Here is a 22,056-nt window from a genome sequence, read left to right as displayed (position 1 = left end):
ATTTACTTGTTTAATTTGATTGGCTTTCCAGCATTTCCACATAGTCAATCGCGACACAGAGGGAAATGACCAGGTCTGCATAAGAGTCTTCATAGACAGTTACGGTGTAAGTTGAGGTCAAATGGAAAATCTCTTTTCGAATCTCGGCGACAAGCTGATCACGATCATCCAGCAATTTGAAATTCAAATCCCAGATGTTACCTTCAATTCGAAGACCTAATCTATCAAACTCATACTTATCACGCAAGAAGGTCAACTTCTTCCGAATGAAGAAATTCGAACCGTCACGTAGCTGAATATTAAAGCGAGGAAGCAAGGTGAAAATTTCTTTACTGATTTCACTGACTTGCTCCCCATGGGCGTCATAGATGGTAAAGGTCTTAGGAATTTTGAAAAAAGATCCCTCCACCTGATAGTTTATTACTCCTCTATCATCTTTGATATCGAAGCGTTCGCCTCCAAAACGAAACTTTTGTTTCACAAGAAATGTCTTCATAAACACCACCAAAAATCAAAAGACAAGTCCATATCACGAAGGGCGAAAAACCGCGGTACCACCTTCATTCAATGAACTTGTCATTCTCATTTCATATTCAATTTTGCAGGATGAGTAGCATGATTTTTCGTCTCAGATGGCTTGCAGCACCGCCAATTCTCTGAACTAAGAACTTGAAAAATCAATTCTCACCATTTCATTATACTTGCTTATGCTTTCTTCGTCAACTTATTTTGATGAAGAAGATGAAGTATTTGTTTGGGTGTATTGAGAAAAGAGATTTTGGAAAGCAGCATCTTTAACTTTGATGTTTGCATCTTTCAATTCTTTTGCTACAACACTTTGGATGAAGCTTGTATTGTTTTGCTTAGCAGTTAAGATAACTTGCTTCAATTTGTCTTTATAATCTTCCCACTTAGAAGACTTCTCTGTCTTGCTGACCAACTTAACGATATAATAGCTTGCTTGTCCTTGATTGCTACGAACAGTTACAAGATCTGAAACTGCATTAGCTTCTAATCCAAAAGCTGCTTTTTTCACAGCATCTGGCACATTAGTAGCTGCAGAGTCAAACTTGATTTCGCCACCTTTATCTTTGGTATCGCCATCGGTTGAATTGTCTTTAGCCAACTGTGCGAAATCAGCTCCTTCAGCTTTAGCAGCTGCTAACACTTCCTTAGCCTTATCTTCACTGTCCACCTTGATAATTTGCGCAGTTACCTCTGGTGTATAAGATTCATAGGCAGCTTTATAATTTTCATCAGTAAGTTCTTTTTCTGCAGCTTTTTTAACGGCGTACTCTACAAGCTTATTGGTTCTAATTTGTTCACGATAAGCATCTTCTGTCAAACCTGCTTGAGCCAAGACACGAGCAAAATTATCTCCATAAGCCTTTGAACTCTTTTCATAAGCTTCTTCGACTTCTTTATCAGTCACTTTCTTGCCGTATTGTTTTTCAAATACTTCTTTAATCGTTAAATTCAACAAAACTTGCTGAGCAGAAGGGTTGCTTTTCACTTTATCATAAAACTCAGATACTGTAATAGTATCACCCTTCATAGTAATGATGTCCTTGTCAGAACCTGATGTTTTTCCACAAGCAGCTAAGACAGCTACTGACAAAAGGGTTACTGCCCCAGCGACAATTTTTTTCTTCATTTTAATGAAAACTCCTTTGTAAAATTGTTAGACTTGAAACAATTCATTCCATTGTCTCTATTCTTGATTGAGTTACTGCGTTCTTTATTCTCTAAAAATGAAGTACACAGCTTGGTTTACTCACTTTTCCTATTGTACCACAAATTAAATTTGATGGCTTAAATTTTTCTAAAAATTAGATAAAATCCTATAAATCTACAGCTTATTTTGATTTTCTAAGCATCAGAAGGCCATCTCCTAACGGTAACAGACTCGCAGTCAGATCAGGACTGTCCAAAGTTGCATCAAAAAGACTATGTAAACCTCGGTAAATAGCCCGTTGGCCGCGTTTAATTTCTTCAAAAGGCTTAGCAACGTCTCCTCCTTGGAAGACATCATCAATGAGGACCAGACCGCCAGGATTGAGGCGCTTGAGGACCTGAGGCAAAAAGACCACATACTTGGACTTGGCAGAGTCCATAAAGACAAGGTCGTAGGAATCCTCTAGTGTCTCAAGCAGATCCATCGCATCACCTTCCAGCAGAGTGATTTGCTGGCGGCTGTCATACTTAGCAAAATTAGCCTTAGCCAACTCAATCATCTCTGGATTGCGATCAATAGTCGTAATCTGAGCTTGAGGTGCATGCTCCGCCATCAAAAGGGCAGAAAATCCAATAGCCGTCCCGATTTCTAAAATCTTCTCTGGCTGGAGACTTTCGAGAAGCAGGCGAAAGTAAGCCACTGTTTCATGGGGAATCACGGGTACATTTTCGGCTTTAGCAAAATCCTCCAGCTCCTTGAGTCCACCAGCGACCGGCTGGAGACGCTGTCTCATAAAGTCTACAATTTCTTCTTTAACCACTGGCCGACGCATATTGGGATTAGAGTTTTGGTTATAAGTCTCGACCATCTTATGCTAATCCCAACTTTTCTACCAAAGCTTCAAATTCATTCAAGCGGCGTTCGAAGACTGCAAAGGCTGCATTTAGATAGTCTTCTTTTTCCATATCCACACCTGCTTTTTTGATGACATTGAGCGGATAGTCAGAGTTCCCAGCTTTGAGATAGTCCAGATATTTGTCCTTGTCTTCTTGGCTACCATGGACAATCTTTTCGGCCAAGGCCGAGGCAGCTGCAAATCCTGTAGAGTATTGGAAAACATAATAATTATAGTAGAAGTGAGGAATGCGTGCCCATTCATACTGAATCTGCGGATTGTCTTCTTTTTTCAAGCCGTAGTATTTCTCGTTTAAGTCTGCATATAGCTCATTGAGAAACTCGCTAGTCAACACTTGTCCTTCTTGATCAGCCTTGTGGATAGCATGCTCAAACTCCGCAAACTGGGTTTGACGGAAGACCGTACCTCTAAAGCCATCCAAGAAGTGATTGAGAATCGCAAAGCGAGTTGCGTCGTCTTCTACTTCTTCTAAGAGTTTCTCTGTCAAGATATTTTCATTGGTCGTTGAAGCAATCTCAGCTAGGAAGATAGAGTAGTCTCCATAGACATAAGGCTGGGTTTCGCGAGTATAGCTGGAGTGCATACTGTGACCTGTCTCGTGCACCAAGGTAAAAAGATTATCTAGTGTATCCTGCCAGTTGAGCAACATAAAGGCATTGGTATCATAAGATCCTCCTGAGTATGCTCCTGAGCGCTTACCTTGATTTTCATAAACATCAATCCAGCGCTCTGAGAAGGCTGTCTTCACTCGACTCAAATAGTCCTCACCCAAAATTGCCAAGACTTCCTCAGACTTAGCCAAGGCTTCCTCATAAGTGAATTTGTAATCTGTTTCTGACAAAGGCGTGTACAAATCGTACATCTTCAAATCAGAAATACCCAAAATCTTTGCTCGCAAGGCAATATAACGCTGTAAAAGCGGAAGGTGTTTGTCTACAGCAGAAACCAAGCTATCATAGACACTTTCCGGGATAAAGTTAGCCGATAAGGCCGCCTCACGGGCAGATGAGAACTTGCGGACTTTCGCATTGTAATTTTGAACCTTAACATTTGTCTGCAAGGTCTTGGCATAAGTATGCTGATACTGTTCATAAACGCTATAAAGAGCTTCATAAGCTTCCTTACGAACTTCCCGATTTTTAGACTCTACTAAAGAAATATAGTTTCCATGTGTCAACTGGACTTCTTCGCCCTTTTCATTGTGAACCACCGGAAAGACGATATCCGCATTGTCCAAAATAGCAAAGGTTTCACTGGCAGCACCAAAGATTTCTCCAGCACCAGCCAACAACTCCTCTTCACGCTGGGTCAGGATGTGTTCCTTCTTCTGCAAAAGCTTATCAAAATAATGTTGATAGGTTTGTAGTTCAGGTTTTTCAGCCAAAAAAGCTTGGTATTGATCTTCTGTAATTTCCATGAATTCTGGCTCATAGAAAGCAAAAGTTTGGCCAAACTCACTGTAAATAGTCATTCCTTTAGCTTGGTATTCCTGATATTTTGCCACACGAGTATCCTGGTCATTCTTCATGTGAGCATAGGAATAAAGTTTCTCAATACGTCGCATCAAATCTAATTGAATTTCCGTTGTTGTCAAAAGGCTTTCTGCCGAATCCAGCAGATGTCCTGCTAGATTACTTGCATTTTTTAATTCTTCAGAAACCTGAGCAAATTCAGTCTCAAAGGCTTCATCTGTAGGGAAAATCGTACTTAAATCCCATGTATATTTTTCTTCAATTTCATTTCTTTGTTTAGCCATAAAAAATCCTCCATTCCTTTTATTTTATCACAAATTCCTTGTTTATATAAAACTCAAGTTTGAAAATGGCTGTATATTTCAATTGATAAAGCATATTAAAAAATCTTTGGATCCGTTTCCCTACGATGTAGGACTCGGATCCAAAGAGGTCGTTTTTCTTATCACTAAATTATTTATCATACGCCATATTATTCTCCTCTCAATTTCTTTGCGAGTTCACCAGAGATTACATAACCTGAATGCTCTAGCTTTCCATCAGACTCTTCCATCAATGTTGTGGTAATTGTTAATTCCGGGTCATCGTTTATTATAATCTCAACTATTAAGCCACCCATAGGATTATATTTAAGATTTTTTCATTTATTGTATATTTTTTTATTATCCCCTTTTCTGTTAACGCTTCAGGATCTTTCTTCCTTAACATTTCCTCAACTAACTTTTTAGCTTTTCGACTTTGCGCAATCTGAAGCATTTCTTCTTTTTCTGAACGACTGTTTACCACACTACAAACTCCTAAAATCATGCCTGAACTGACAGTTAGAATACTCAGAATGATGACAATCATTTTCTTCATGACGACCCCTTTCGTTTCCCTCTTCCCCAATTACCACATCCTTAGTTTTTGAATCAATACGATATTCTCTTAATGCAATATCCACATATTGCTTATCATTTAATTATTCATCATCTATTAATACCTTGCCAAACTCCTATCTTTCCAATGCTTGGGATAACTTATCAGAATAAGTGGCACTAGTGCTTTCTATCTCTCCGTCACTATTTTTATTTATATTGCAACTGATAATAAAATCAGAATTTCCATTTATTATAATATTGAAGTCTATCCCACTCATTGGATTTTTTGAAACTGAGCTTCTATCTATTTCATAACTTTGTATAAAGCCCTCTTTTTTAAATGCTCGAGGATCAACATAAGTAAACCAATGATAAAATGCTTTTTCAGCCTCTTTACTTTCTACTAGTTTAATCATTTGCATATTTTCATTCTTTTTTTCTGACTGACTGTTTACCACACTACAAGCTCCTAAAATCATGCCTGAACTGATCGTTAGAATACTCAAAAAGATGACAAAAATTTTCTTCATGATGGCTCCTTTTACTTCTGATACCTTTTGGGACGGAGACTTAATATAAAGTCTAACGTCTTAATCCATTTGGTAGTAAGTTTATTTTATTATACACGATTTTGATAGATTCTAGAATGCCCCAAAAATAGACAACTGGGCTACACCAATTTTCAGCAAGACTGATCTAAACTTGCGTAAAAGGCTGGTGGGTAGACAATCTGGTACTTTTTATCTGGAGAATTTTGATAATAACTCTGAAAGTTTTCATAATAAGTAGATAGGTCTTGGGAAATCTGACACAAGGGCTGGTCTGAACGAATCGGGCGCACTTGCGGATAAAATTCTTCTCTGGACATGGTTAAAAGATTTTTTTCTTTTTGATAATAGCTGGCCTGTATTTTCATCCACTTGGGATTTCGATAATAGAGTTGCTGACGGATATAGTGACAAATATCAGGATCTGACTTCACTAAGAAACTACTCATTTCCTGCTTGCTAAAAGGCAGGCGTAAGATATCTAATAATTCTCCTTTTTCAAAAGGAAATTCTTTTTCTTTATACTGGATTCTCCCATGAAAGTCTTCATGAATCAAATACTTCAGCCTTAGTGTCTTTCTTTCCTCGTCCAATTCCCAGATATGAAAACCCATGTTTTGACTGAAATATAGGAATTGCTTCTGCAAGGGGGTTAGTGTTTGCCTGAGCCAGAGTTTCTTTCCCAAAAGCCAGAGAACTTGATAGCCAGCTTGGCGATATCTTTGACTCCGCTCCCAAAGTCTATCTTGAGAAAGACTGCTACACTGAACCTCTAAAGCAAGGCGCTCATCAACTAAGACATCCGCTACCTGTTGCAAGTCTGGTAAAAACACTTCTACATCTACCCCAGTCGTTTGATTGGCCCAGCGAAAAAGGGCCGCCTTAAGGTTTAGATGTTCTCTACTTTCATTTTCGACACTATAATGGCAGTCGGATAAACGAATATGTGCAAAATGAGGCTGCATGATCTTCCCCTTTTTCAAACGGACAGGCCCTCCACACCCTGGGCAAAAATAATCTCCTTTTGAAACGGATGACTCCTTTAGTAAATGAAGGATCTTCCCATCCTTATCACGCGCTGAAAACATGAACACCTCCTCAAACATTTACCTCCTTTATTCGTAAAAGAAAAGAGAAACTCGTTATCAAGTTTCTCTTTTTCTATATCTAACTGCGCTTATTAAAGACTTGCTCCTTGTTCTTCTTTAAGAAGCTTTTTGTCATAAGCACGGATGAATGGATAGTAGACTAAGAAGGCTGCTAGAGCACAGACAAGGGCTACAATTATCGCTTTTAGGTCACCTGTTCCCAAGAAGGCTCCTATTCCGACAGGAGTTGGCCAAGGAACTTGGCCAAAGACTGCCTTGATCAAGTTTAGCTCCATCGCTAAATAGTAGATGGTAGCTGAGGTCATTGGTGCCAAAATAAATGGTACAGCTAGGGTAGGGTTGTAAATAATAGGAATACCAAAAATAAGAGGTTCGTTGATGTTAAAGATACCGGGAACGATTGAAGCCTTACCAATAGCGCTTAATTGCTCAGATTTGGCACGAGTTGCAAGCCAGATACATAGACCTAGAGTCGCACCAGAACCACCTGCAATAACAAACATATTAGAAAACTCGCCGGCTACAATGAAACGGGTTCCCTCTGATGCATTACTTGCCATATTTGCAAGGGCAATTGGATTAACAAAGGCAAAGATAATGTTTGCACCGTGAATCCCAACAATCCATAGCAATTGGGTCAAGAAATAGATGATCATCAAACCAATCCATGAATTGGTTAAGTGAGTTACAAAGCTAAAAGGAATCGCAATCACTTTGAAGATGTCTGTCCCCATCATCACAAGAGCACCATTGATGAAGAGAACTGTAAAGGCAACTACAAAACCAGGAATCAAAGCAGAAAAACCACGAGACACACCTTCTGGAACAGCTTCAGGCATCTTGATGACCCAGTTTTTCTTGAGACAGAGACGGTAGATCTGAACGGTTACCACCGCCATGATAATGGCTGTGAAAATACCTGTTGTGCCAAAACGAGTCACTCCATTACTAATTGCCCAACCATCAGCAATAACAGCACCTTTTTTGAGACTAGTCACCGCTGTCATAGCACCTTTTTCAAAAACAATTTGAGGGATGGTCATGATGAAGGCAAAAAGAGACAACATAGCTCCGTTGAGCGGATTCATGTTTAGACCTTCTTCTTCGGCATAAATCTTTGTCAATTCATAGCCCATAGCTAGAACGAAATAAAGTGATAAGACACCCATAGTTGCATAATAGGCAATCATGTAGAGCGATTGGAACTTATCAAATGAAGCTGCAAAAATATCTGCAACGATTGGCCAGAATGAGAAGGATTGTGGCAGCACACTAAATACTAAAAACATTGAGCCAACAATGGTAAATGGTACTGCCCCCATACCTGCAGCTGTGATCGCCCGCACTATTTTGTACTGAGCAATTTTCCCCATTGGTCCCATGAGATATTTCTCTAAGAAACCAAATAGTCCTCCTTGTTGTTCCATAACGAAACCTCCTTATATTTTTACATTATTTTTTCTAATTGCTGAAGTCTTAACAAAGCTCGATCTCGACCTTCCAAAATTAATCTTATTCTATGAAGGCTAAAAAGACTAATCAACAGGCCTACCCCCAGTATGAAAGCAATAAACAACTTGCTATTTAGCTTAGCAGTGAAGATAGGAAAAATGATCGAGATTTGATCAGTGCATAATACAAGAGCGATCAATAGAATTTGAACGATTAATTGTAAATTGAAAAACAATCTTGTTTTAGTCAAATAAACTTCTTTTGTGCCATACATTTTAAACTGCTCAGCTATTGCTAGTATAGATGAAATCAGTAAAACGATAGGAATGACTGCATATAAAGTCCAGTTAAAGAGCTGGACAAGCAACCAGTACAAATTTCCAAAAAACATGGCTGCTAAAGAATATCTCAGCATCAAATAACGGTTGAAATAAGTCGATTTCAGGCTATTTTCTTTCCGTTTTTGCTCTTGTGTTTGCATGTTCCACTCCCCTTCATCCAGTTTGTCTTATTGTTCAATCTTACGATATAGACTCAGCATCTCAAGAGCTACTTCCCGAAGCGTCATAGTTGTCATAAGGTGGTCTTGAGCATGAACCATAATGATTTCCATCTTCATCTCAATTCCACTTGCATAATCCTGCAATAACTTTGTCTGAGCTCGATGGGCTTCTACTAATTCTGTATTAGCTAGCTCTAATTTTTCCTCTGCTTCAGCATAATGACCCTCACGCATTTCCGAAAATGCTTCATGGACGGTCGCTCTAGCATTGCCACTATTCAAAATAATTTCAAAAGCGACCACTTGTAGCTCTTCTTGATTCATAAAAAGCCTCCTTACGTTATCGAATTCTGAGAAATAGTTTTTTAAAGTCTGTGAAAGTTTGACAGTTGATCATCTGTTCTTGTAGCTCTTCTTGCTCAAGCAAGAGGATAATTTTGGAAGTCAGGTTAGATAAGTCTTCGTTCCCAAAAACGGAAGGCGAAGGGAGGAATACCAGTTTTATCTTTGGATACTCTGGAGACCACACTACTCCTTCAGGTACGAGTGCAACTCCAATCTTATGACCTTTCGCATAAGCTTTGATTGGATGGGGAACAGCAACAGTATCAGAAAAAACAATCGAACTCATCTCTTCCCTTTGCTCAATCAGGTCCTTCATTTTAGGTACAAATTGTTCATCTTCTCCCTGGGACATTCTTTGTAAAAGACTGTCTATTACTTGATCTTTATTAACTTCATTAAGTACAGCAAAACATTCAGGTGAGAAATAAGCATCAAATATTCTCTCTTGATCCGACTCAACTACATTAGTTTCTTGGTCTAACTTGTAGTTTTTTATCGGTTTTAACAAAGAAATTTTATGTCTGATTTCCCTAATTTCATCCGAATTAAGAAAGATACTGACAGTAAAAACCGGAATATTAAAGACCAGGTTTGATAAATCTATAGAAGATATGATAAAATCAATATTTTTTAGACGTTCATCATTTATTTCGTAGTAACCAATCACATCAACAATACGAACCAGGTTCCCCAATTCATTATCAATTCGATGTTTAATCATTTGGGCTGAGCCATAGCCAGTTGCACAGATGACTAGTATATTAAACTTTTGTTTTTCTTTCAGGCGCTCCAAAGAAGTCATAAAATGTAGAGCTACATAAGCCACTTCATCGGCAGACAATTTTTCGTTAGCAAATATCGGCATGGCCGATAAAATATTGCCTGTCATTTCTAAGACTCCTGCATAATGATTTTGGATTTCTGCCAAAAGAGGATTGTCCATTTTGACATGATTTTTCAGCCGTACAAAGAGGGTAGACAAATGAGCAACCAAACCTTCTATTAATTGAAAATCATTCTTGAAGGGGTATTCATGTGTAAAATTACTTTGCTCTAAAACAAATAATAATTGCTTTCTGATTTGCTGAGCAACATCTTCTTTTTCACACTTATTCGTTTGTAAATTTCCCTTTGAAACCAGGTGCAGAGTTATATAATCCACTTCTTCTTTTGGAAATTTGAGTCCCGTTGAATGATAGACGCGTTTTAAGATCTTCTCTGCAATTTTGCCTTCTTCCCTATATTCATCCATTGACCAACTATCTAATTGCTTAATCTGAAAGCCTTCTCCAATTCTTTTGAGAGAAAGAGCTATGTGAATGACTAAGTTTTGAATGACAAAATCAGAGAGTTTTAATTGACCTTCCCGGCATTCATCAAGGACGATAATTGTTAATTCTTCAAGGCTAATCGGTCTACCAGAAACCTCTAGCTTAATATAATTATGAAGAATTTGGAAAAATTTGTCATGAAAGAAAAATTCAATAATAAACCGTCTAATATTACGCTCATCTCCTGTGACATAGACACCACGTTTAGGCTTACTTTCGATTTCTAAGTCGTACTTGGATAAATCCTGTCGAATCTTTTTAAAATCAGAAGACAAGGTAGATCGACTAACATATAATTCGTCAGCCAAATCATCAAAATAAATGGATTCCTGCTCAAAGAGGAGCTTATTTAGGATATAATTATATCGATCATCGATTCCTTCAATAGCTTCTGTTGACGCTTCTCCCAATACTTCTTTTTGAAGAAATTTTTGGTATACATCTTTATTATCAATAATGAATCGATAGCCATGCCCCTGTTTAGCAATAATTTTCCAGCCAGTTTGGCTAGTAGGCATCCCGACTAAACTTTTGAGGTAGTTTCTAACAGTTCTATCCGAACAGGTTAAGTGTGTAGCCAATTCCATACTAGTGATGTATTGGTCGGCATTATCCATCAAATACTGAAGAATTATTTTTTCTTTTTGATGCAAAACACTTATCCTCCTTCTTTACAAAATCAGTTGTCACTACCTCTAGTTTACCACTTAAATATTTTCTTTAATCAAATTAGCCATTTTTTCAATACCCATTGGAATTGGAATATAGGCTTGAGGAGGAATTTGAACGATTGGTTTTCCTACTTTAGCGGCAGCATCTTCAAACTGTTTATAGTACATTTTAGTTTGAGGACTAATTAAATAAAGATCAAATTTTGCATCTGCAATAGCCTTACCACCTTCAGTCGCGCTAATGGCATCTACTTCAACATCTTCTCCTTTCGCTTTCAAAAACTCTGTTGTTTTCTTTGCCATCAGTGATGAAGACATTCCTGCCGCGCAGATAATTAATGCTTTTGACATGATCATTCTCCTTTTAAAACTTATTTTTGATAACTCAATTATATATGAAAACGTTATCAATCTCCATTTAAGCTTTTTCCGTATCGAAACGGAAATGGTTTCTAAACAGCTACTTATATCTTATTTTATAGACTAAAATTATTCCTGAAAGAATAAAAGAAACACTATTAGCTAAAATGAGCGGTAAATCCTGAATGACTAGGCCATGTGCTAACCATAAGGCGATTCCTAGAACCTGCATCAGATACATACCAAGCGCTATAGATTCGGTATCTTTCGTTTTGATGACCTTAATGACCTGTGGCAAAAAGGCGAAGGTTGTTAAAACTGCTGCAATACTTCCAATCATGTTTTTCTCCTAATTTTTCCAAAAAAAGAGGCGGAAAACAGCACACTTACCATCTCCTCCTCTATATTTTGTGGTAATTTTATAGCTTACTAAAGATTAGCTCCATTTGATGCAATGACTTCCTTATACCAGTTAAAGGACTTCTTCGGTGAGCGTTCATAGGTTCCCTTGCCATCATCATACTTGTCAACATAGATAAAGCCGTAGCGTTTGCGCATTTCACCCGTACCTGCTGACACTAGGTCAATACAGCCCCAAGGCGTGTAGCCCATGAGATCCACACCGTCTTCTACTACGGCCTTTTTCATCTCGCGGATATGGGCGCCCAGATAGTCAATCCGGTAATCATCGTGAACCATACCGTCCTCTTCCACCTGGTCAATGGCACCAAAGCCATTTTCCACAATGAAAAGCGGTAGATGATAATGATCGGTAAACCAGTTGAGAGCATAGCGTAAACCTTCTGGGTCAATCTGCCATTCCCATTCAGAAGCCTCAACGAAGTTATTTTTAACCAAGTCTTCAGTCTCTATATAGTCGAAGTAAGGGTTATTCTCCCGATGGGAGTCAATAGCAAAGGACATGTAGTAGCTAAAGCCAATATAGTCAACAGTGCCCGCCAGCAAGTCTTCCTGATCCTGCTCGCTAAAGTCCACCTTGATACCCTTTCTTTCCCAGTATTTGAGAATATGCTTAGGATATTGACCAAAGACATGCACATCTGTAAAGTAATAACGCTTCTGCATAGCTTTCATAGCCATGAGAATATCCTTCGGATTGCAAGTAGCCGGATAAATAGGACACATGGCAATCATACAACCAATTTGGAAGTCAGGATTGATTTCGTGACCAACCTTAACTGCACGCGCTGAAGCCACTAGCTCATAATGAGCAGCCTGATACATGATTGCTTCACGATCATCGCCTTCCTTGTAGACAATCCCAGAGTTGGTGAAGGGAGCAAAATCCTCCTGATAATTAGCTTGGTTATTGATTTCATTGAAAGTCATCCAGTATTTGACTTTGTCCTTATAACGCTTAAAAACAACTTCTGCAAAACGAACAAAGAAGTCAATCACCTGACGATTTTTCCAACCACCGTACTCGGTTACTAGATGATAAGGCATTTCAAAGTGAGACAAAGTGATAACAGGCTCAATACCATATTTGAGACATTCATCAAAAAGGTCGTCATAAAATTGGAGACCAGCTTCATTAGGCTCCTTTTCATCTCCCTTAGGAAAAATCCGCGTCCAGGCAATAGAAGTCCGAAAACACTTAAAGCCCATTTCCGCAAAAAGAGCGATATCTCCCTTATAACGATGATAAAAATCAATGGCCTCGTGATTAGGGTAGTACTTGCCTTCTAGGACGCCCGGCGTGATTTCTCGAGGCACTCCATGGCGAGCTGCAGTCATAACATCAGCTACACTAATACCTTTCCCACCTTCCTGCCAGCCACCTTCCAATTGGTGGGCTGCAACAGCTCCACCCCAGAGAAATCCATCTTTAAATGTTGACATTTTGCATTTCCTCCTAGTTTTTACTACTTCCATTATAGGAAAAGAAAGCGCTATTTTGAATAGCAAGATTTTCCATATCAAAACGGAAAAAAGCTTTTATTTTATCCTTTAAAAAATAGAACAAAAATTTGACAGCGTTTTCAGGAAGTGTTATAATGCTCTCAACATAAATAGACTAAAGGAAAGGTGGTTTAAATTTATGTCTTTCTTAACATTTTTATTTAGTTTTTTAGGCATGGTCATTCTGATACCTGCTATTTGTTATGGCTTTTTTAAGCTATCCATTCTCTTAAAAAGCAATATACTATCGCGGGGAAATACCTACTATACTCTGATTCGATTTGAGCATTTGGACAGCATTCCTCCCTTACTAGACAATCCAAACTTCCTTAAAACAGGTAAATGGGAATACTTTCCTGAAGCTAATTACTTCAAAGGATTCTCAAAACTCTCAGACAGAGAGCTTCAAAACTGGATAGAAAAGGAATATCATCTGAATCCTGGCCAAGTGCTTGTTACTGTACCAGAAACAATGAAAGTTGCTTCTGCAGCAATCAGATTCTAAATCATAAGAATAGAAAAAGGAGACTAGGATAAACCCTAGCTCCTTTTTTATGAAAACAACTTCTGGTCTTCTTTTTCGGGTACCTTTAAAAACCAAGCTAAAGCTATCACCAAGACCATTAAACCTGCTAGAAAGAAGCTCATCATCTCATATCCCGCTGCATCAATAACAGCTCCAGCAAAATGTTGAATAAAAATGGAGCCAAGACTTCTAACCGTCTGTACTAGGGCAATAGCAGTCACTAAGTACTTGGAGTCTACAATTGCCGAGACAATCTTTAAAGTGACCATAATGAGAAGCATACCTGAAACATGCTTAGAAGCCAGGGTCAAAATGATTTTAGAGGCTAGCCCTAGATTGAGGCCATAAATTATGTATTGGACTAACATAATCAGTAACGGACACAATAAGAGCTTTTTAGCAGACAGCTTATCCATAAAAAGATAAGAATAAAAGATCAGTGGTGACTCACAGATAACAGAAATTGATACAACTGTTGAGGCCATTCCAACACTCAGACCGCTATGCTGCAACATGGCAGGAATATAAGTATGACCTGCATTTCCAACTCCTGAATAAAGAGCAACAATCAGTAAATAGTAGAGATAGGTTTTATTGGTCAAAATCTGACTGATATAAGAGTCTTTCTTGGTTTTGGGGACTTCATCTGATTTGGGGGATTCAGAGCGGATTTTAATGGAAAGGACACCGACAATTGTAATGATCATTGCTCCGATGAAAGCAATAAAAATAGCCATAGGAGAAACATACTGGTACAGTACACCAGCCAGTTGAGAACCTAAAGCATAGCCAATCGTTCCCCAGATTCGAATTTTTCCATAAGTATAGGGACTTCGTGCAGCAAGTACATCCATAACTGGATTGACACCATTAATCAGCATAACCACCAAACTGTATCCAATAGTTAAGCCTAACAAATCTCTAACTTGCATAAAATAGATTGCAATAAAGATAATGGCTCCAAAGCTAAACAGGGTCACCTTCTTGATACTCAAGCGGTCATTCAAAATTCCCATAACCGGTTGAGCCAGCATCGAAGCAAAAAAAGCGACCGATACGACCACAGATGTCTGACCAGCTGAAAAGCCCAACCCCAACATATAAACTGAAATCAAGCTTGAAAACAAGGCAAAGGATAAAAAATAAAAAGTATAAACCAGGATATAAGCTAGATAGCTATTATAAAACTTTTTAAACATCGTTCTCTCATTCTTTATAATATTAAATCTTATTAAAAAACATTGGAGTGTATTTCTAACATTACAAAAGGGCTGGGAAATCCCAGCCACTATACATTATCGCCCATTTCGACGCGAATAATTCTGAGAATCATCTTCCAGGTTATCGCGTCCAGCAAGAGGTCGATTCCGTTTTTTTCTTCGACCAGATTCAAGAAAAACAATCGCAAAAAGTACCAAGACTGGAACTAATAAAAGCAATTTGGGATCTAATAAAAGTCCAGATTTTGCCTTATTTGAAGAATTTGCTCCTTGATCATTTTTAGAATCCATAACTGGTGAGTCTCCATCGTCAGCCATTTCGACTTTCATTCCATCGCTAATTAATGTAGACAGGGTTAAAAGTCCATTATCGACTTCCAAAACGCCATCCTTCACAACTAGCTTTGGATTCGTTCCTTTTTTGACAGTCCCATAAAAATCTTTTTCAAGCTTATAGGTTTTTCCATCAATTTTGTGCTCTCCTGCAGTCAAGAGTTTCTTATATTCGTAATCTGCGTAGGCTTTTTCAATCAAAGCATTTCCAAATGGATGACGATAGTACTCACCATCCTGATCAGACCAATCTCCGACCCCCATAATCACACTGATAATACGTTGTTCACCACGTTTGACAGTTGCAATATAGTTGAAGGCTCCTCTAGGACTGGAACCTGTTTTTAAGCCATCCACTCCTTCCAGTCCATACTTGGCTCCTGGGACTGAGTAATTGTATGTCTCAAAGGTTTCTTCATAAGGTGTTCCTTTTTTGACAGTAACTACTGGCTTGTTTGTGTATTTTAAAATACCAGGATATTTCTTAACAAAATTATAAGCAAGGATTGCTAGATCGCGAGCTGTTGTCTGGTTGGCCGCATTATTATCATATCGTTGAGGAGTGTAGAAGCCTTTAAAGGATGAAGCCGCCGCTCCACTCGCATTGTACCAATGTGTATTGGTCATGCCAAGTTCTTTAGCCTTACTATTCATTTGGTCCAAAAAAGCGTCTGGATCATTATTAGATAAGTAATTCGCAATCATAACCGTCGTTGCATTAGAAGAAGGAACGACTGTCATAGTTATCAGCTCAGATATTGTATAATCTACACCCGCCACAATTTTGTTATTGGAAATTTCATAAATTCCAGCAATATTCTGGTCTGTCTGGCTAGCTTTGATGATGGTATCTTCTGAAAGCTTTCCTTGCCCCATAGCCTCAAACAAAAGATAAAGTGTCATCAATTTACTCATACTCGCTGGATCTCGAACTTCATCAATGTTATCCTGCCAAAGGACATCTCCCGTGTTCCCATCTATAATCAGTGAAGATCTGGGACGGTTGATATCTTTTACGTCTGGATAAGCTTTCCGAGTAATATCCATGAGCTCATCTGCACTAACTGTAGCTGCCCCAAATAATAATGTTACCAAGCAAACAAGTGCTAACCATTTCTTCTTCACCAGAAGCCTCCTAATTTTTCATCGTTACTAATTAGTATATCATATTTCCCAAACAAAATAGAAAATATTTTAGAAAATACATCTGAAAAGTAGATATATTTTTTCAAAAAAATCCCACCTGATAAACAGGCAGGAATTTTTAGTTATCTAATAGGCTAAGTGCTTCAGCATCTGCAATAATCGTAACATCCTCATGTCTCTGGAGTACGCTGGCTGGCAACTCCTCAGTAACAGGTCCTGCTACTGTTCCAGCAATTGCCTGAGCTTTTCCTTTCCCATAAGCAAACAAGACAATTGACTTGGCAGCCATAATATTTGCAATCCCCATCGAAATTGCCTGGGTCGGAACTTGGTCAATCGTTTCGAAGAAACGAGCATTTGCTTCGATTGTGGAAGGAGTCAAATCAACCAGGTGGGTTTGACTATCAAAACTTGTTCCTGGCTCATTAAAACCGATATGACCATTGGTTCCAATCCCTAAAATTTGGAAATCGACTGGATTCTCCGATAAAATTCTGTTGTAAGCTGCTGTCTCTTCTTCAGCATCCTCAGCTTTGCCATTTGGTAAAAAACTCTTTTTAAAAGGTTTATGAGAAAAAAGGTTTTCATTCATAAAGTAATGGTAAGATTGGGGATCATCAGCCTCTAAGCCAACATACTCATCTAGATTTACACTGACTAAATCAGAGAGATCAATATCGCTTTCAATTAATTCCTTATAGAAACTAAGCGGACTACTACCAGTAGCTAAACCAAGTGTTTTAGCGCCTTCTGCTAGCTTGCTTCTTAAGATTTCTACTGCTACTTTCCCGCCTTCATTTTGGTCAGCTACTTGAATAATTTTCATCAGAATCCTCCTGAACTTTTCTCTAATATTATTATATGGTATAGACCAATTTTTGTCAAGATAGAAATTTCCATATTTTAAATTTTGCCAGCAAAGAAAGATAAAATCGTGATATAATATAAGAATGTTACTGTATTTATTACTTTTATTTTTACTGGGTGTTGTCTTTCTCGTACTCAGCCTATTTTTTAGAGCCATCAAAACATTAAGAATGATAGCTCTTTGTATTGGGATTTTACTAACGAGCCTTCCAATTTTATGTTGTGCTTACTTTTTATGGATTATATGGACTGTTTAAGGAGAAATAATGAACACTTCCGATTTTGACTTTCACTTACCAGAGGAGCTTATTGCCCAAACTCCTCTTGAAAAACGCGATGCCTCCCGTTTATTGGTTGTAGACCGATCAAGCGGAGAATTTTCTGACCAGCATTTTGACTCAATTATTGATCAACTCCAGCCTGGCGACGCCCTTGTCATGAATAACACTCGGGTCCTGCCTGCTCGTCTCTACGGTGAGAAACCTGGAACTGGTGGTCACGTTGAACTCTTACTTTTAAAAAACACCGAGGGAGATCATTGGGAGGTCTTAGCAAAACCAGCTAAACGTTTGAAAGTTGGTGCTCAAGTTTCCTTTGGTGATGGTCGACTGACAGCTACGGTTGTGGATGAACTAGAACACGGGGGACGGATTGTCCGCTTTGACTATCAAGGGATTTTCTTAGAAGTGCTAGAGAGCTTGGGTGAAATGCCTCTGCCTCCTTATATTCATGAAAAATTAGCAGATCGCGAACGCTACCAAACTGTCTACGCTAAAGAGAATGGCTCCGCTGCTGCTCCAACAGCCGGACTTCATTTTACTAAAGAACTGCTTGCACAAATTGAAGCCAAGGGAGTTAAGTTGGTTTATCTGACCCTTCACGTCGGACTTGGCACCTTCCGACCCGTTTCTGTTGACAATCTAGATGACCACGAAATGCATTCTGAATTTTACACTTTGTCTGAAGAAGCTGCCGCTACCCTCCGTGAGGTTAAGGCAAATGGTCACCGTGTTATCGCTGTCGGAACAACTTCAATCCGAACTCTAGAAACCATCGGAAATAAGTTCCAAGGCGATATTCAAGCTGATTCTGGGTGGACCAATATTTTTATCAAACCAGGCTACCAGTGGCAAATTGTCGACGCCTTTTCAACCAATTTCCACTTACCAAAGTCGACTTTAGTTATGCTAGTCTCAGCCTTTGCCGGACGAGACCTAACCTTAAAGGCTTACGAACACGCTATTGCTGAGCGCTACCGCTTCTTCAGCTTTGGAGACGCTATGTTTATCAAATAGTAGGTAATTTTATGAACAAAATAGAAAGTAGACATCGTTTAATTCGTTCCCTGATTATGGAGAAAAAAGTCCATACTCAACAAGAACTTCAGGAACTCCTCGAAGCCAATGGTGTTATTGTTACCCAATCGACCTTATCACGTGATATGAAGGCCCTCAACCTGGTCAAGGTCACTGAGAACAATATTTCTTACTATGTTATAAATAGTATTGCTCCTTCTCGCTGGGAGAAGCGTCTGCGTTTTTATATGGAAGACGCCCTCATCATGCTACGGCCCGTTCAGAATCAAGTGGTCATGAAAACTCTACCCGGCCTAGCCCAGTCATTTGGAGCGATTCTGGATGCACTGGAATTACCTCAAATCGTTGCAACTGTCTGTGGAGATGATGTCTGTTTGATCATCTGCGAAGACAATTCATCTGCCATTGAATGTTTTGATAAGCTTAAAGAATTTGCCCCACCATTTTTCTTTAGTAAATAAGCAAAAGGAGTTGAAATTTTCAACTCCTTTTTATTTTTATTCTCCAGCCAAACGGAAGATCGTTTCCGCATAGATATCCATCGCTCGGTAAAGATCATCTAGTTTAGCTCGTTCATTAGCCTGATGTTCCGTCTGCTCAGCACCAGGGAAAAGAGCACCAAAGGCAACACAGTTTGGCATAGTACGAGCAAAGGTTGCTCCACCCGATGACATAGCTGGACTATCATCACCAGTTTTTTCTTGATAAATACTCATCAAAGTACTGACCAACTCGCTATCTTTTGGTACATATAAAGGCGCTAGATAATCAAACTCCTCATAAACCAAGCGATAATCAGATGCCTTGTCGGTCAATGTTTGAACTAATTTTTCTTTATCTGCTAAAACAGGAATTCGAATATCAATTCGGATTTCTGATTTTTCGGAACTGACTGTCAATCCGGCAATATTAAAAGATAAACTTCCGGATGGTTCATCTGAAACGGGACCAAATAAGTGGGCTCCTGTTGCATCTTCTCCTACAGCTTCAGCAATAAAAGCTAAAGCAGGATGTGGAGCAAGAACTTGGAGTACTTTAGCCAATCGAACAATTGCATTGACTCCCTCAACAGCATCTTTAGCATGTTTTGGAACACCAAGAACCGTCACCTGATTAGCTGATACTTCGTAATCAAAGCCTGTTGCTCTTAGGCCCGCAATTACTTTCTCTAAGAAAGGACCCTGGTAACTAGCTTTAGCTGGTACAACATTAAAAGCATCCCCAGCTTCAAGTTTGATAAAATCGGACCCCGGTCCATGTAACTTGACCTGTAAAAGCCCCTTTTCAGCATAGGTCAATGGGAAGGATGAATCAGGAGCGAAACCAAGAGTCGCCCTTTCTTCCAATTCATTGTATCTACCCATGCAACGCCAGAGCGTTTCCTCATCTGTTCCGAAAATGAAACGCACCCGTTTTTTGAAGCGAACTCCACTATCCAGCAATGCTTTAACTGCATACAAAGCCGCCATTGATGGTCCTTTATCATCTTGAACACCACGTCCAAAGAGATAGCCATCTTTTTCAGTTGCCTCAAACGGTGGTGTTTGCCAATCTGCTTCTTCACCTGATGGAACAACATCCAAATGACAGAGAACGGCCAGGAGTTCTTCTCCCTGACCGATTTCTGCATATCCATAATAACCTTTAGGATCGAGATAGGTTGTAAAGCCTATTCCTCGACATATTTCTAAAGTTTTTTCTAGGACATCTTGAATAGCTTGTCCAAAAGGTGTTCCATTTTCATTTTCATTAAGAACAGATGGGTAGGAAATAAGAGTTTTCAAAGATTCGAGAAATTCTTTTTTTACTTGTTCTGTTAGATAATTTTTCATGGAAGCACCTCACATCACTTAACCAATAGCTGGAATGAAGGTACCCAAGAGAAGCAACAAAATGCTGACAACGATAATGGCTACAATCAATTTACCAATGAATTTCCACCAAGTACCAAGGCTGATACGGCCAAGAGCAAGAGCTCCCATAACGATACCTGAAGTTGGTGCTACCAAGTTAAGAACACCTGAAGCTGATTGGTAAGCAGTGATAATCAAGCTTCCTTTCACATTGACAAACTCTCCTAGAGGTGCCATGATACCCATTGTTGCGCTGGCAAGACCAGATGAAGATGGGATTAAGAATGACATTGGCAAGTAGAAAATGTAAGTCAAGATAATGAATAGTTGAGATGACAGACCTTTAAGTCCTTGTTCACCCCAGTGAAGGATAGTCGCAGTAATCATACCATCGTTCATGATAACTTGGATACCACGCGCAATCGCAACGATAAGGGCAACACTGAGCAAGTCTGCAGCACCATTCATGAAGGCTGAGATAATCTTGTCTTCTTTAAGACCATAAACGATACCAATCAAGATACCCATAAAGGCAAAGAGCATTGCGCCTTCTGGGAAGTACCAAGTACCTAAAGCCCCAGTTGAAGAACCAATAATTTTACCAATTACAGGAAGACCTGTTAACCAAGAATTAAAGTTTTCAAAAAGATTGATATGAAGGTCTGTCCAAGGGATAAAGCTGGCAACCATGATAACAAATGTTGCAATGAAGAGATATAAAACATGTTTTTGTTTCTTACTCAAGACAGAAGGTGCATCATCGTTATCTGTTACATTGAAGTGTTTCAAATCTTCTTCTCTTTGGCTATATACCAAAGATTTGGTAGGATCTTTTTGAATCTTATCCGCATAACGATAAACAAAGTAAGTGCTCATTGCAACCATTACAAACCAGAAGATAAGACGTAGCACAATACCATCTGCTGTCGGCACGCCTGCTGTATCCGAAGCGATAACTGTTGCAAATGGATTTAGAGTGGATGCCAAACATCCAATTTGAGATCCAAGTAAGATAATGGCTACGGCCGTAATACTATCAAAACCAACCGCCATCATAACAGGAACAAGAAGTGGGTAGAAAGCCATAGTTTCTTCACCCATACCATAAGTTGTACCACCAAGGGCAAACAGAGGCATAAGGATGACAATCAACATTTTTTCACGGCCTTTGTACTTCTTCACGATAGAAGCAATCCCTACATCTAAGGTTCCAGTTTCATTAACAACACCAAGGAAACCACCTACCATCAGGATAAAGAAGGAAACGTCAATCGCTGCCTTTGTAGGTTCGTGTCCAAGCATCGCACGAATCGGTGCCATGAGAACATCCCAAATCCCTTGAGGGTTAGAAGCAACCTCTTTATATGTTCCAGCAATCAGGTTTCCTTCTTTGTTGACATCATACTGACCAGCCGGAATAATCCAAGTTAGTGCTGCCATAACAGCAATGATAATAATCAACACGGTATAGGAAGAAGGCATCCTAAACCCTTTTTTTGTTTCTTCACTCATTGTTTTCTCCTCCTAAAATCTAACAAAGTGCAAAAAACCAAGCTCTCTTCTCGAATAAATATCCAAGAAAATGTTTATTTATCACCAATATTTTATCATATTGACATGAAAAATACCAG

The 22,056-nt window shown here is 39.0% G+C and carries 21 protein-coding genes and 1 pseudogene; 3 read left to right on the top strand and 19 right to left on the bottom strand.

The window, feature by feature from the left end:
* Nucleotides 1-10 precede the first annotated feature (10 nt).
* The 14 genes and pseudogenes from HMPREF3108_RS01370 to HMPREF3108_RS01305 all read right to left on the bottom strand — a co-directional run bounded on the left by HMPREF3108_RS01370 (nt 11) and on the right by HMPREF3108_RS01305 (nt 13,104).
* The gene (locus tag HMPREF3108_RS01370; protein WP_070492965.1) at nt 11-496 is read right to left on the bottom strand and encodes an LURP-one-related/scramblase family protein; all 486 of its coding nucleotides are present in this window, start codon (nt 494-496) and stop codon (nt 11-13) included.
* A 228-nt stretch (nt 497-724) separates the two neighbouring features.
* A complete protein-coding gene (gene prsA, locus HMPREF3108_RS01365) occupies nt 725-1,654 on the bottom strand; it encodes a peptidylprolyl isomerase PrsA (protein ID WP_008809506.1) in 930 nt (309 codons plus the stop codon).
* Nucleotides 1,655-1,856: 202 nt separating this feature from the next.
* On the bottom strand, nt 1,857-2,543 hold the full coding sequence (locus HMPREF3108_RS01360) for an O-methyltransferase (protein WP_045503912.1): 687 nt from the start codon (nt 2,541-2,543) through the stop codon (nt 1,857-1,859).
* A gap of 1 nt (nt 2,544) precedes the next feature.
* On the bottom strand, nt 2,545-4,347 hold the full coding sequence (gene pepF, locus HMPREF3108_RS01355; protein ID WP_070492962.1) for an oligoendopeptidase F: 1,803 nt from the start codon (nt 4,345-4,347) through the stop codon (nt 2,545-2,547).
* Between the two features lie 188 nt (nt 4,348-4,535).
* Nucleotides 4,536-4,921: pseudogene (locus tag HMPREF3108_RS01350) on the bottom strand (DUF1310 family protein).
* A gap of 136 nt (nt 4,922-5,057) precedes the next feature.
* Entirely contained in the window at nt 5,058-5,453 is a 396-nt protein-coding gene (locus tag HMPREF3108_RS01345; protein ID WP_070492960.1) for a DUF1310 family protein, read from the bottom strand.
* A gap of 152 nt (nt 5,454-5,605) precedes the next feature.
* On the bottom strand, nt 5,606-6,559 hold the full coding sequence (locus HMPREF3108_RS01340) for a competence protein CoiA (protein WP_070492957.1): 954 nt from the start codon (nt 6,557-6,559) through the stop codon (nt 5,606-5,608).
* Nucleotides 6,560-6,651: 92 nt separating this feature from the next.
* On the bottom strand, nt 6,652-8,007 hold the full coding sequence (celB, locus tag HMPREF3108_RS01335) for a PTS cellobiose transporter subunit IIC (RefSeq protein ID WP_070492954.1): 1,356 nt from the start codon (nt 8,005-8,007) through the stop codon (nt 6,652-6,654).
* A gap of 20 nt (nt 8,008-8,027) precedes the next feature.
* Nucleotides 8,028-8,513 (bottom strand): hypothetical protein, encoded by a 486-nt coding sequence (locus HMPREF3108_RS01330; protein WP_070492951.1) that lies wholly within the window; start codon nt 8,511-8,513, stop codon nt 8,028-8,030.
* A gap of 27 nt (nt 8,514-8,540) precedes the next feature.
* Nucleotides 8,541-8,858 (bottom strand): PTS cellobiose transporter subunit IIA, encoded by a 318-nt coding sequence (locus tag HMPREF3108_RS01325; protein ID WP_012130643.1) that lies wholly within the window; start codon nt 8,856-8,858, stop codon nt 8,541-8,543.
* A gap of 16 nt (nt 8,859-8,874) precedes the next feature.
* A complete protein-coding gene (locus HMPREF3108_RS01320; RefSeq protein WP_070493006.1) occupies nt 8,875-10,827 on the bottom strand; it encodes a BglG family transcription antiterminator in 1,953 nt (650 codons plus the stop codon).
* A 90-nt stretch (nt 10,828-10,917) separates the two neighbouring features.
* The gene (locus HMPREF3108_RS01315) at nt 10,918-11,232 is read right to left on the bottom strand and encodes a PTS cellobiose transporter subunit IIB (protein WP_048777506.1); all 315 of its coding nucleotides are present in this window, start codon (nt 11,230-11,232) and stop codon (nt 10,918-10,920) included.
* A 109-nt stretch (nt 11,233-11,341) separates the two neighbouring features.
* On the bottom strand, nt 11,342-11,581 hold the full coding sequence (locus HMPREF3108_RS01310) for a SemiSWEET transporter (protein WP_070492948.1): 240 nt from the start codon (nt 11,579-11,581) through the stop codon (nt 11,342-11,344).
* Between the two features lie 89 nt (nt 11,582-11,670).
* Nucleotides 11,671-13,104 carry a 6-phospho-beta-glucosidase gene (locus HMPREF3108_RS01305; RefSeq protein WP_070492945.1) on the bottom strand — a complete coding sequence of 478 codons (1,434 nt, stop codon included), beginning with the start codon at nt 13,102-13,104 and terminating at the stop codon, nt 11,671-11,673.
* A 199-nt stretch (nt 13,105-13,303) separates the two neighbouring features.
* Between HMPREF3108_RS01305 and HMPREF3108_RS01300 the strand changes: the two genes are divergently transcribed.
* Nucleotides 13,304-13,669: a hypothetical protein gene (locus HMPREF3108_RS01300; RefSeq protein ID WP_061596273.1), complete on the top strand. Its 366-nt coding sequence runs from the start codon at nt 13,304-13,306 to the stop codon at nt 13,667-13,669.
* Between the two features lie 47 nt (nt 13,670-13,716).
* On the opposite strand, the gene HMPREF3108_RS01295 is transcribed toward HMPREF3108_RS01300, so the two are convergent.
* The 3 genes from HMPREF3108_RS01295 to nagB all read right to left on the bottom strand — a co-directional run bounded on the left by HMPREF3108_RS01295 (nt 13,717) and on the right by nagB (nt 17,215).
* Nucleotides 13,717-14,889, bottom strand: a complete 1,173-nt coding sequence (locus HMPREF3108_RS01295; protein ID WP_070492942.1) for an MFS transporter — start codon at nt 14,887-14,889, stop codon at nt 13,717-13,719.
* Between the two features lie 96 nt (nt 14,890-14,985).
* Nucleotides 14,986-16,368, bottom strand: coding sequence for a DUF1958 domain-containing protein (locus HMPREF3108_RS01290; protein WP_070492939.1), 1,383 nt, complete (start codon nt 16,366-16,368; stop codon nt 14,986-14,988).
* Nucleotides 16,369-16,507: 139 nt separating this feature from the next.
* Complete coding sequence (gene nagB, locus HMPREF3108_RS01285) at nt 16,508-17,215, bottom strand: glucosamine-6-phosphate deaminase (protein ID WP_070492937.1); 708 nt, start codon at nt 17,213-17,215, stop codon at nt 16,508-16,510.
* A 307-nt stretch (nt 17,216-17,522) separates the two neighbouring features.
* Between nagB and queA the strand changes: the two genes are divergently transcribed.
* A complete protein-coding gene (gene queA, locus HMPREF3108_RS01280; RefSeq protein WP_048777510.1) occupies nt 17,523-18,551 on the top strand; it encodes a tRNA preQ1(34) S-adenosylmethionine ribosyltransferase-isomerase QueA in 1,029 nt (342 codons plus the stop codon).
* An 11-nt stretch (nt 18,552-18,562) separates the two neighbouring features.
* Nucleotides 18,563-19,033, top strand: a complete 471-nt coding sequence (locus HMPREF3108_RS01275; RefSeq protein WP_008809514.1) for an arginine repressor — start codon at nt 18,563-18,565, stop codon at nt 19,031-19,033.
* 36 nt (nt 19,034-19,069) lie between these two features.
* Here HMPREF3108_RS01275 and HMPREF3108_RS01270 read toward each other — a convergent pair whose 3' ends face one another.
* Nucleotides 19,070-20,404, bottom strand: a complete 1,335-nt coding sequence (locus tag HMPREF3108_RS01270) for a dipeptidase (protein WP_048777511.1) — start codon at nt 20,402-20,404, stop codon at nt 19,070-19,072.
* 18 nt (nt 20,405-20,422) lie between these two features.
* Nucleotides 20,423-21,937, bottom strand: a complete 1,515-nt coding sequence (locus tag HMPREF3108_RS01265) for a YfcC family protein (protein WP_008809516.1) — start codon at nt 21,935-21,937, stop codon at nt 20,423-20,425.
* Between the last annotated feature and the right edge of the window lie 119 nt (nt 21,938-22,056).

It is taken from the genome of Streptococcus sp. HMSC10A01 (assembly GCF_001807785.1).
Classification (GTDB): domain Bacteria; phylum Bacillota; class Bacilli; order Lactobacillales; family Streptococcaceae; genus Streptococcus; species Streptococcus gordonii.
The sequence above is the reverse complement of the archived record's forward strand: the minus strand, read 5'-3'. Positions and strand labels throughout refer to the sequence as shown.